The 10,767-nt window shown below is 66.0% G+C and carries 11 protein-coding genes; 8 read left to right on the top strand and 3 right to left on the bottom strand.

What is annotated here, in order from left to right; all coding sequences use genetic code 11:
* Positions 1 to 116: 116 nt before the first annotated feature.
* Together mtaB and dapF are read right to left on the bottom strand one after the other, a co-directional pair.
* Positions 117 to 1,433, bottom strand: a complete 1,317-nt coding sequence (gene mtaB, locus BRAS3843_RS32155; RefSeq protein ID WP_008973388.1) for a tRNA (N(6)-L-threonylcarbamoyladenosine(37)-C(2))-methylthiotransferase MtaB — start codon at positions 1,431 to 1,433, stop codon at positions 117 to 119.
* A gap of 4 nt (positions 1,434 to 1,437) precedes the next feature.
* Positions 1,438 to 2,304, bottom strand: coding sequence for a diaminopimelate epimerase (gene dapF, locus BRAS3843_RS32160; protein ID WP_008973389.1), 867 nt, complete (start codon positions 2,302 to 2,304; stop codon positions 1,438 to 1,440).
* Between the two features lie 175 nt (positions 2,305 to 2,479).
* Here dapF and BRAS3843_RS32165 point away from each other — a divergent pair, with 175 nt between their 5' ends.
* Entirely contained in the window at positions 2,480 to 3,241 is a 762-nt protein-coding gene (locus BRAS3843_RS32165; RefSeq protein ID WP_008973390.1) for a GyrI-like domain-containing protein, read from the top strand.
* 5 nt (positions 3,242 to 3,246) lie between these two features.
* Positions 3,247 to 3,960: an SIMPL domain-containing protein gene (locus BRAS3843_RS32170; protein WP_008973391.1), complete on the top strand. Its 714-nt coding sequence runs from the start codon at positions 3,247 to 3,249 to the stop codon at positions 3,958 to 3,960.
* 119 nt (positions 3,961 to 4,079) lie between these two features.
* Here BRAS3843_RS32170 and BRAS3843_RS32175 read toward each other — a convergent pair whose 3' ends face one another.
* Positions 4,080 to 5,072 carry an MBL fold metallo-hydrolase gene (locus BRAS3843_RS32175; RefSeq protein WP_008973392.1) on the bottom strand — a complete coding sequence of 331 codons (993 nt, stop codon included), beginning with the start codon at positions 5,070 to 5,072 and terminating at the stop codon, positions 4,080 to 4,082.
* A gap of 416 nt (positions 5,073 to 5,488) precedes the next feature.
* On the opposite strand from BRAS3843_RS32175, the gene ffh reads away from it, so the two are divergent.
* The 6 genes from ffh (at position 5,489) to rplS (ending at position 10,767) form a co-directional block, all read left to right on the top strand.
* On the top strand, positions 5,489 to 7,039 hold the full coding sequence (gene ffh / locus BRAS3843_RS32180; RefSeq protein WP_008973393.1) for a signal recognition particle protein: 1,551 nt from the start codon (positions 5,489 to 5,491) through the stop codon (positions 7,037 to 7,039).
* Between the two features lie 115 nt (positions 7,040 to 7,154).
* On the top strand, positions 7,155 to 7,487 hold the full coding sequence (rpsP, locus tag BRAS3843_RS32185; RefSeq protein WP_008973394.1) for a 30S ribosomal protein S16: 333 nt from the start codon (positions 7,155 to 7,157) through the stop codon (positions 7,485 to 7,487).
* 125 nt (positions 7,488 to 7,612) lie between these two features.
* Positions 7,613 to 8,206 carry a ribosome maturation factor RimM gene (rimM, locus tag BRAS3843_RS32190; protein ID WP_008973395.1) on the top strand — a complete coding sequence of 198 codons (594 nt, stop codon included), beginning with the start codon at positions 7,613 to 7,615 and terminating at the stop codon, positions 8,204 to 8,206.
* A 182-nt stretch (positions 8,207 to 8,388) separates the two neighbouring features.
* Positions 8,389 to 9,471: a zinc-binding alcohol dehydrogenase family protein gene (locus tag BRAS3843_RS32195; protein WP_008973396.1), complete on the top strand. Its 1,083-nt coding sequence runs from the start codon at positions 8,389 to 8,391 to the stop codon at positions 9,469 to 9,471.
* Positions 9,472 to 9,481: 10 nt separating this feature from the next.
* Positions 9,482 to 10,279: a tRNA (guanosine(37)-N1)-methyltransferase TrmD gene (trmD, locus tag BRAS3843_RS32200; protein WP_008973397.1), complete on the top strand. Its 798-nt coding sequence runs from the start codon at positions 9,482 to 9,484 to the stop codon at positions 10,277 to 10,279.
* A gap of 107 nt (positions 10,280 to 10,386) precedes the next feature.
* Entirely contained in the window at positions 10,387 to 10,767 is a 381-nt protein-coding gene (rplS, locus tag BRAS3843_RS32205) for a 50S ribosomal protein L19 (protein ID WP_008973398.1), read from the top strand.

Below are 10,767 nucleotides of genomic sequence, written 5' to 3' on the forward strand. Positions count from 1 at the left end.
CGCCATCTTGCCCTGCAATCGCGAGCGCTGCACCGCGCCTTCGCCTCACCTTCCACTGGATCATCCGCGCAAGCGGATGATCCAGTACGCCGCGGCTGTCGTGGGTCTTCCGAACGTCACGGCGTACTCGATCGCCCGGTTGAACAGGGCGATGACTGCGAGGGTTGGACTAGCAGCTTCACCCCATCATGCCCGGTCATCGTGAGCTGCTGTACTGCGCCCAGGGACGCGCCGCTGACCGCCACCGGCAGGTAGTGCTCGGTCCGGCCCTGGCTGTCGCTCTCGATCAGCACATCGCGCTGACAGCCGACCTCCGCCTCCAGCCGGCGCCGCAGCGCCGACTCACCCGCAGCACGCAATCGCCGCGCGCGCTCGTGGATGACGGCGCCATCGACCTGCGGCATTCGCGCGGCCGGCGTGCCGGGCCGCGGTGAATAGGGAAACACGTGCAGGAAGGTGAGGCCGCATTGCTCGACCAGATCGAGCGAGCGGGCAAACATCTCCTCGGTCTCGGTCGGAAAGCCGGCGATCAGGTCGGCGCCGAGCGTGATGTCCGGCCGCAGACGCCGCACCTCTGCGCAGAAATCGATTGCGTCCTGGCGCAGATGCCGCCGCTTCATCCGCTTCAGGATCATATCATCGCCCGACTGCAGCGACAGATGCAGATGCGGCATCAGCCGCGCATCCGAGGCCAACGCATCGAGCAGGTCGGCGTCCGCCTCGATCGAATCGATCGAGGAGATGCGAAGGCGCTGCAACTCCGGCACATGCCGCAGGATCTGTTGCACCAGACGGCCGAGTTTTGGCGCGCCCGGCAGGTCGGCGCCATAGCTCGTGAGATCGACGCCTGTCAGCACGATTTCGGCATGGCCGCGCTCCACCAGCGTGCGGACCTGGTCGACCACCGCACCCATCGGCACCGAACGCGAATTGCCGCGGCCGAACGGAATGATGCAGAAGGTGCAGCGATGGTCGCAGCCGTTCTGCACCTGGACGAAGACGCGCGGCAGGCCGCGCTGGAAGCCGTCGAGCAGATGCGGCGCCATCTCCCTCACCGCCATGATGTCGGAGACCGCAACCTTTTCCGAGGCGTCGATGCCGAAGCGCGGCCCCGCCAGCGCCTGGCGTGTGGCAAGCCATGCGGCCGCATGCAGCTTGTCGTCATTGCCCAGGACGCGATCGACCTCGGGCATGGCGGCAAACATGTCTGATTGTGTCTGCGCGGCGCAGCCGGTCACGATGATGCGCGCCTCGGGCCGCTCGCGCTTCAGCTTGCGGATCGATTGCCGCGCCTGCGCCACGGCCTCATTGGTGACCGCGCAGCTGTTGATGACGATGGCATCAGCCAAGCCCGCGGCGTCGGCCTCGCGCGCGATCAGCTCGGATTCGAAAGCGTTGAGGCGACAGCCGAAGCTGACCACATCGACCGGCACGGCGTCACGCCAGGGATGCGAACAGGGAGGGCTCGAACACGCCCTCATATTCGAAGCTCGCCGTTCCCGTCATCAGCACGTGGTCATCGCGCTCGCGCCATTCGATGGTGAGTTCGCCGCCGGGCAAGGTCACCTGCACGGTCCGGTTAACCCGCTTCAACCGTGCGGCCGCAACCGCGGTCGCGCAAGCCGCCGAGCCGCAGGCCTTGGTGAGTCCGGCGCCGCGTTCCCAGGTGCGGATGGTGATGTGGTCGCGATCGACGACATGGGCGAGCGTGATGTTGGCGCGTTCGGGAAAGATCGGATGATTTTCCAACAGTGGCCCAAAGCGGCCGAGATCATAGGCGTTGACGTCCTCGACCCAGAAGATCGCGTGCGGATTGCCCATGCTGACGACCGAGGGCGAATGCAGGATCGGTGCATCGATCGGCCCGATCTGCAGCTCGATATAGCGGGTGTCGCGGAACTCCTCGGCCAGCGGGATGTCCTGCCAGCCGAACTTCGGCACGCCCATGTCGACGGTGTACAAATCGGGCGAAGGTCCCTGCCAGCAGTTCAGGAGGCCTGCGCGGGTCTCGAACGTCGCGGTCGCCTGGCCGGTGTTTTCGAACACCCGCCGGACCACGCAGCGCATGCCGTTGCCGCAGGCGCCGGCTTCGGAACCGTCATTGTTGTAGATGCGGATGAAGGCCTCGGTGCCGGCCAGCCGCGGCGGCTGCAGCACCATCAGCTGATCGAAAGGAACATGCGAGGCCACCGCGCGCGCCTCCGCGGGCGTGACCACATGCTTGGAATCCCGCAAGTCGAGAACGACGATCTCGTTCCCGATCCCGTTCATCTTGGCGAAGGCGTGGTCAGCGAGCGTGCTCATGAAAATATCCAAATTGTGTCCGCCTTATATGGCGAATGGCGAGCCATTGACCAGCCCGCCCCGTAATGGGCACATGACGCATCTGTCAGAGGACGATCAGGACCGGGCGTGATACGAACCCGGCCGTTCGCCGGCATGAACCGGGCAATGATGCACGGCCCTGGAGAATAATTGAATGGATGTCAGTACCTTCCGCCGCATTCTGGCCGTAACCTCAGTCGCCCTCGCATTCGCTATCACGGCCGCTGAGGCACAATCGCCGTCGGCTTCGCCTGCGCCTGCAGCGTCAGCCAGTCCGGCGCCTGCCCCGAGCGCCAGCCCCTCGCCCGCGCCTGCCGCTTCCGCGAGCCCCGCGCCCGCGGCGAGCCCGGCTCCGGCAGCCAGCGCCAGCCCGTCGCCGTCAGCCACCTCGTCACCACCGCCGGCTGCTGCGCAAGCGCCCGCGACGCCACCCGCGGCGGCACAAGCCCAGCCCGAAGATGCGTTCGGCGAGGAGACCACGCTCGCGCCGAAGAAGGTCCTGATCGCCAAAGGCAGCGCCAATTGGGATAATGCGTTCGATACCCTGATCGACGCTTTCAAGTCGCTGTCGGGCCTGCTCGACAAGCAGGGCATCAAGCCGGCCGGTAACGGCATGATCGTCTATACCTCGACCGACGACACCGGCTTCACCTTCATGGCCGAGATTCCGATCGATCAGGAGCCGAAGAACCTCGGCAAGGGCATGAGCATCGGCCAGTCGCCGGAGGGCAAGGCGCTCAAATTCGTCCATCGCGGGTCCTACGACAACATGGACAACACCTATGAGGCGATCACCAATCACCTCGACGAGCGCAAGCTGGAAGCCAAGGACACCTTCATCGAGGAATATCTGACCGATCCCTTGAAGACCGCCGAGGACAAGCTCGTCATCAACGTCTATGTGCCGCTGAAATGATGGATATGACCGTTCGCTTCAGGCTTGCTCTTGTGGTCGCGGCATGTACGGCGACTCCCGCGTTGGCGCAGGAGCCGGCGCGGCTGGATTTTCCGCCGGCGATTTCGGTGAGCGGCGAGGCTACCGTCTCGGCGCCGCCGGATCTCGCCCAGATCGATGCCGGTGTCGCGTCCGATGCCAAGACCGCGCGCGAGGCGGCCGAGGCCAATAACACCGCGATGGCGAAGGTCCTCCAGGCGCTGAAAGCCGCCGGCATCGAGGACAAGGACTATCAGACCTCGCGGCTGTCGCTGCAGCCGCAATATGCGCCGAACCGGCCTGGGCAAGCGACCGTCGTGGGCTATCGTGCCAGCAATCGCGTCACCATCAAGCTGCACGATGTGACCAAGGTCGCCAGCGTGATCGATACAGTGGTCGGCGCCGGCGCCAACGATGTCGGCAACATCAATTTCAGCGTTGCCGAGCCCTCCAAGCTGCTCGACCAGGCGCGCGAGAAGGCCGTGGCCGATGCCCGCCGTAAAGCCGAGATCTATGCCAAGGCCGCCGGCGTCACGCTGGGGACGCCCTTGAGCATTTCCGAAGACGGCACACCGCCGCCGGTGTTCCGCGTCAAGACGCTCGCCGCGCCAATGGCCGCAGCCGCCACGCCGGTCGCGCAGGGCGAAGAGACGCTGTCCGTTACGGTCAGCGTCATCTGGGCGATCAAACAGGGGCAGTAGTTCAGCTCCAATCTCCATCGCCGCTGATTGGGCTCACAACTGCCGCTATAAGTTCAGTGTCGTCCCCGGCTCGCGCTTCGCTTGGCCGGGACGACACCTGTTTAGATCTCGCGACCTAATTAAATCTCCACCACCTGGCCCGGCTTCAGCACCGCAAACCGCTCGCGCGGAATGCCCGCTTCATCCAGCGCCGCTTGCAGCGCGTGGACCGGTGCGTCGATCGCCTCGTCGGTCAGCTGGAATGTGCCGTGGTGATGCGCGAGCGCGGCGTCCGCGCCGCAATCCCTTAGCGCCTGCACGGCGTCGGCGGGGTTCATATGCTGGTCCTGCATGAACCAGCGCGGCTCGTAGGCGCCGATCGGCAGGATCGCGAGCTTGAGCGGCGCATGCGCTTCCGCGACACGGCGGAAATGCGCCCCCGTGCCGTAGCCGGAATCGCAGACGATGTAGATCCTGCCCGCCGGAGTCTCCAACACGAAGCTCGCCCACAGCGCCATGTTGCGATCGAAGATGCCGCGCGCCGTCCAGTGCCGCGTCGGCACCAGCGTCACCGCGATCTCCTCGTTGAGGGTGACACGATCATGCCAATCATAGGCCTCGGCGCGGATCTTCGGGATCCGCGCCGTCATGGCGAGATCATTGCCGAGCGGCGTGACCACGCGCGGGGCGAACCTCGCCGTGAGCCGTGATAGCGTCCTGATGTCGAGATGGTCGTAGTGACCATGCGACACCAAGACGATGTCGATGTCCGGCAGCGCCTCGAAGGCGATGCCGGGATCGTTGTGCCGCTTCGGCCCGGCGAACGTGAAGGGCGAGACCCGTTCCGACCAGACGGGGTCGACGAGGATGTTGAGCCCCGCGGTCTGGATCAGCCAGCTCGCATGCCCGACGAAGGACAGGCGCACACTGCCGCCATTGACCCGTGCCGGCGGCGTATCCGCGTGCGGACTCGGTGCCCATGCCGGCCATTTCGCCCGCTTTCGGCGTTCGTCGAACTGCCAGCGCAGCACATGGGACAGGGACTTGGGCGGGGCGCCGTCGGGATCGTAGAAGCGCTTGCCATCGAAATGATCGGTGATCGGACCGGAATAGGTCTTGGAACGGCGCGCCAATCTCATCCCCGCAACAGTCGGAATACCTCAGGTCCGGCAACAGGTAAGGCGCCGCTCCTGGTCCGGCAATGTCGAGCCGAAATGCAAGTTTCCTTGACTTTTCGCCGGCTTGAGGGTTTAAGGCGGCCTCTTTATCGAAAAGTCTCATCTTTTCGAGCCACCGACTGGTCCTGGAGACCGGAGGTCAACGCCCGACAGCGCTGTGCGCCCTCGGGCGCGAAAGTGTTTGGACGATCGGGTTTCGGCATTATCTGCCGAAACAAGGCAAGCCGTCATCACCCGCGAAGGCGGGTGATCCAGTACTCCGAGACGGCGCGGCTTGACCCGAGGTGCCGCGGCGTACTGGATGCCCCGCCTGCGCGGGGCATGACGACGAAAAACTAACGGGCGCCTCGAAAGGGCAAAGGATAACGGCATTGTTCGACAATCTGTCGGAAAGGCTTGGCGGCATTCTCGATCGGCTGACGGGACGTGGCTCCCTGTCGGAGGCCGACGTTGATGCCGCGATGCGCGAAGTCCGCCGGGCGCTGCTTGAGGCCGACGTCGCGCTCGAAGTTGTCAGAAGCTTCACGGACCGCGTGCGCGAGCAGGCGATCGGCGCCACGGTCGTCAAGTCGGTCACCCCCGGCCAGATGGTGGTCAAGATCGTCCATGACGAGCTGGTGAACACGCTCGGCGCAGACGGCCAGACCATCGACCTCAACTCCGTGCCGCCGGTGCCGATCATGATGGTCGGCCTGCAGGGCTCCGGTAAGACCACCACGACGGCTAAGCTCGCCCGACGCATGACCCAGCGCGACAAGCGCAAGGTGCTGATGGCCTCGCTCGACGTCTACCGTCCCGCCGCGATGGAGCAGCTCGCCGTGCTCGGCCGCGACCTCGAGGTCGCAACGCTCCCGATCGTCGAGGGCCAGAAGCCCGCGCAGATCGCCCGCCGCGCGCTGGAAGCCGGCAAGCTCGGCGGCTACGACGTGGTTCTGCTCGACACCGCCGGCCGCACCACGCTCGACGAAGAGATGATGAAGGAGGCGGCCGAGATCAAAGCGGTCGCCAATCCGCATGAGGTGCTGCTGGTCGCGGACTCCCTGACCGGCCAGGACGCGGTCAATCTGGCTCGCGCGTTCGATAGTCGCGTGGGCCTGACCGGCATCGTATTGACGCGGGTGGACGGCGATGGCCGCGGCGGCGCCGCGCTGTCGATGCGCGCGGTCACCGGCAAGCCGATCAAGCTGATCGGCACCGGCGAGAAGACCGATGCGCTGGAGGACTTCTATCCCTCCCGTATTGCCGGCCGCATCCTCGGCATGGGCGACATCGTCTCGCTGGTCGAGAAGGCCGCAGCCAATATCGACGCCGAAAAGGCCGCTCGCGCCGCCGAGAAGATGCGCAAGGGTCAGTTCGACCTCAATGACATGCGCGAGCAGCTCCAGCAGATGTCGCAGATGGGCGGCATCAGCGGATTGATGGGCATGATGCCCGGCATCGCCAAGATGAAGAACCAGATCGCGGCTGCCGGCATCGACGACAAGATCATCAAGCGCCAGGTCGCGATCATCGACTCGATGACGCGCGAGGAGCGCAAGCATCCGGACCTGCTGAAGGCCAGCCGCAAGAAACGCATCGCCGCCGGCTCCGGCCAGAACGTCGAGCAGGTCAACAAGCTCTTGAAGATGCACCGGAACATGGCCGACATGATGAAGGCCATGAGCTCCGGCAAGCGCGGGCCTCTGGCCGGCATTGCGCAGGCGATGGGCTTCGGCGGCGGCATGCCGACGCCGTCGCCCGAGCAATTGAAGGCGCTTGCCGAGAAGATGCCGGGCGGCCTGCCGGCAGGCGGATTGCCGAACCTGCCGAAGGATCTGCCCGCCGGTCTGCGCGGTGGACTGCCCAATCTGCCGGGCCTCACCGGCCTGTCCGGCAAGCCGATGCTGCCCGGCCTCGGCCTCCCTCCGGGGAAGAAGAAATGAGGATCCGCTCCTCTCTCCGTTCGTCATTCCGGGACGCGACGAAGTCGCGAGCCCCGGAATGACGTCCTCACTCAACGCGTAAACCAATCGACCAAACGACACTCAGGAGAACCTTATGTCAGTCGTCATTCGCCTCGCGCGCGCCGGTACCAAGAAGCGCCCGGTCTATCACGTCGTCGTCGCCGACTCGCGCTTTCCGCGCGACGGCCGCTTCATCGAGCGCCTCGGCCATTTCAATCCGCTGATGCCGAAGGACAACGAGGCGCGGCTGAAGCTCGACATGGAGAAGACGAAGAGCTGGCTCGCCAAGGGCGCCCAGCCGTCGGATCGCGTGGCGCGTTTCCTCGATGCCGCCGGCGTCAAGAAGCGCGAAGCGCGCAACAACCCGGAAAAGGCCGTGCCGCGCAAGGAGCGCAAGGCGCAGGCCGAAGCCGCCGCCAAGGGCTAAGTCGCCTTGAACAGCACGGCCTCACGCTTCGAGGTGCACGGTTTGCGCCGTGCTCCTCGGCATGAGGATTTTGCGTCTCGTTCTGAGGCGCCGCGGAGCGGCGTCGCGAAGGACGAGGCCCGCTGATGTCCCAGAAGATCTGCGTCGCCAGGATCGGCGCCGCGCACGGCGTGCGCGGCGAGGTTCGCTTATGGACCTTCACCGAGGATCCGCTCGCCGTCCTGCACTATGGTCCGCTGACCACCAAGGATGGCGGCCGCAGCTTCGAAGTGGCGAAGGCGCGCGAAGCAAAAGATCATCTGGTCGCAACGATCAAAGGCGTCGCCGACCGCAATGCGGCCGAACGGCTCAACGGCCTCGAGCTCTATGTGCCGCGCGACCGGCTGCCCGAGACCGACGACGACGAATATTATCACGCCGACCTGATCGGACTGGCCGCGGAGACCGCCGCCGGCGAACCGCTCGGGCGCGTCATCGCGATCCATAATTTCGGCGCCGGTGATATCATCGAGATCGCGCCACCGTCGGGCAGCACGATCATGCTGCCGTTTTCCAACGCCGTGGTGCCGACGGTCGACCTCGCAAGCGGCCGCGTCCTGATCGAGCTGCCGGCGGAGATCGAGGGCGACGAGCGCGATCAGGATGATGATGGCGGCCAGGAAGTTCCGACTGACTCCACGCTCTCCGCGCGTCGTCCCCGCGAAAGCGGGGACCCATAACCACAGGATTTCGTTTTGCGAAGGCTGGAGCGACGGTTCGCCTTTGCCACATGAGCCGGTGGATATGGGTCCCGGCTCGCGCGGAGCCTGTCATCGGGCCGCGCATTCGCGCGGACCCGTTGGCTTGGCCGGGACGACATCGGAGCTATAATCCGCGCTGACGGTGAAATCGGAGCACGCGCATGACGACGCACAAAGCCTGGCGCCTGCACGCCCCGAATGATCTTCGCCTTGACGAGGTGGAGACGCCGATACCCGCCGCGGACGGCGTGATCGTCCGGGTCGAAGCCGCCATGGTGCTCTCCTACACCAACAAGGTGGTCGCAGGCACACTGCCCTATGCCTTGCCGCCGATGCCGTTCGTGCCCGGCACCAACGCGATCGCGCGCGTGATTGCCGCGGGCGACAATGTCGGCCATGTCAGCGCAGGCGACCGCGTGTTCCTGAGCCCGCATCTGCGCGCCGACGTGCCGGACCCCGAGCCGCCGCAGATCCTGATCGGCCTGACCAGCATGGGCAACTCCGAGGCCGCGCTCGGTTTGCAGGCGCGCTGGCGCGACGGCGTGTTTGCGGAGATCGCGCATTGGCCCGCGGCCTGCGCCACGCCGCTCGGCGGCCTCGATGACCGTCCGGCGACGGAACTGATCGGCCTCGCCAAGCTGATCGTGCCGTTCGGTGGGCTGCAACGACTGAACTTGCGGGGCGGCCAGACCGTGATCATCAATGGCGCTTCCGGCTATTTCGGCTCCGGCGCAGTGCTGCTCGCGGTCGCCATGGGTGCCGCCCGGGTGGTTGCCGTCGGTCGCAAGCGCGAGGCGCTGGAGCGATTGACCGAAGCGTTTGGCGCGCGCGTGATCCCTGCCGTCGTCGCCGGCGACGATGCCGTGAAAGATGCGGCGATCATCCGCCATGCCGCAGGCGGCGGTGCCGACCTCGCGCTCGACCTGCTCGGCCAGGCCAAGAGCACCTCCACCACGCTGGCGACGTTGCGCGCGCTCAAGCGCGGCGGGCGCCTGGTGCTGATGGGCAGCGCCACGGTGCCGCTCGAATTATCGTTCGGCGAGATGCTGGCGAATGATTGGGAGGTGGTCGGCCAGTTCATGTACGAGCGGACCGCCCCTGGCAAACTGGCATCGCTCGCCCGCGAAGGCCTGCTTGACCTCGGCAAGATCGTCGTCACGACATTTCCGCTGGCCGATTTCCCGCGCGCCATCGCGGCGGCGGCGATGATGCAGGGGCTCGATCTCACCGCGCTCGTGCCGTAACAGATGCGGCATGACCGAAGCTCCGACGCCTTCAAAGGCTCCTCTGAACGCTGCGCTGAACGCCCCTTGGCGCGCCACCGTCCTGACCCTGTTTCCGGACATGTTTCCGGGGCCGCTGGGTGTCAGCCTGGCCGGGCGCGCGCTCACCGCAGGCCTTTGGACGCTGGAGGCGCGCGACATCCGTGCATCCGCCACCGACAAGCATCGCAGCGTTGACGACACCCCGGCCGGCGGCGGGCCCGGCATGGTGCTGCGCGCCGACGTGCTGGCCGCCGCAATCGATGCTGCCGGCATCGCGCCGGACCGGCCGCGGCTTCTGATGAGCCCGCGCGGCCGGCCGCTGACCCAGGCGCTGGTCCAGGATCTCGCCGCCGGCCCTGGCCCGCTGATCATCTGTGGCCGCTTCGAGGGCATCGACCAGCGCGTCATCGAAGCCCGCGAGTTGATGGAAATCTCGATCGGCGACTACGTGCTCTCGGGCGGCGAGATCGCGGCGCTGGCCCTGATCGACGCCTGCGTGCGGCTGCTGCCGGGCGTGATGGGCAAACAGGAGTCAGGCACCGACGAGAGCTTTTCCGACGGCCTACTGGAATACCCACAATATACCCGGCCGCAGCTGTTCGAGGGTCGGCCGATCCCGGACATCCTGCTCTCGGGCGATCACGCCAAGGTTGCGGCGTGGCGGCGCGCCGCCGCCGAGGAACTGACGCGCGCAAGGCGTCCCGACCTCTGGGCCAGGAGATCCGAGGAGCGCCACGAACAAAACGGGACCGGCCAAAAAACGCCAAAAAACACGACAGACGGGTGACAAGCGCTCGGCTTTGCCTTATAGGAGCGCTCAATTCCGCAAGTGACGGCAGGAACAAGCGCAGCCCGCGGGTAGCAGCTGGGCGCGCCGCCGATGGAGATTTACCCGTGAACCTGATCCAGCAGCTCGAAAAAGAGCAGTACGACAAGCTGTCCGCCACCAAGGACATTCCGGATTTCGGACCTGGCGACACCGTGATCGTGAACGTCAAGGTCGTCGAAGGCGATCGCACCCGCGTGCAGGCCTATGAAGGCGTCTGCATCGGCCGCTCCGGCGGCGGCATCAATGAGAGCTTCACGGTGCGCAAGATCTCCTATGGTGAGGGCGTGGAGCGCGTGTTCCCGATCCTGTCGCCGATGATCGACTCGATCAAGGTCGTGCGCCGCGGCAAGGTGCGCCGCGCCAAGCTGTATTACCTGCGTAGCCTGCGCGGCAAGTCGGCCCGCATCGTCGAGAAGCAGGACCGCCAGACCGCCGTCAACGAGTAA

This window comes from Bradyrhizobium sp. STM 3843, from assembly GCF_000239815.1.
Lineage (GTDB): Bacteria > Pseudomonadota > Alphaproteobacteria > Rhizobiales > Xanthobacteraceae > Bradyrhizobium.

Bases quoted from the DNA above. Each gene is read 5' to 3' on its own strand.
- dapF (WP_008973389.1), bottom strand. From the start codon at position 2,304: ATGAGCACGCTCGCTGACCACGCCTTCGCCAAGATGAACGGGATCGGG.
- BRAS3843_RS32165 (WP_008973390.1), top strand. From the start codon at position 2,480: ATGGATGTCAGTACCTTCCGCCGCATTCTGGCCGTAACCTCAGTCGCC.
- BRAS3843_RS32170 (WP_008973391.1), top strand. From the start codon at position 3,247: ATGACCGTTCGCTTCAGGCTTGCTCTTGTGGTCGCGGCATGTACGGCG.
- rpsP (WP_008973394.1), top strand. From the start codon at position 7,155: ATGTCAGTCGTCATTCGCCTCGCGCGCGCCGGTACCAAGAAGCGCCCG.
- rimM (WP_008973395.1), top strand. From the start codon at position 7,613: ATGTCCCAGAAGATCTGCGTCGCCAGGATCGGCGCCGCGCACGGCGTG.
- BRAS3843_RS32195 (WP_008973396.1), top strand. From the start codon at position 8,389: ATGACGACGCACAAAGCCTGGCGCCTGCACGCCCCGAATGATCTTCGC.
- trmD (WP_008973397.1), top strand. From the start codon at position 9,482: ATGACCGAAGCTCCGACGCCTTCAAAGGCTCCTCTGAACGCTGCGCTG.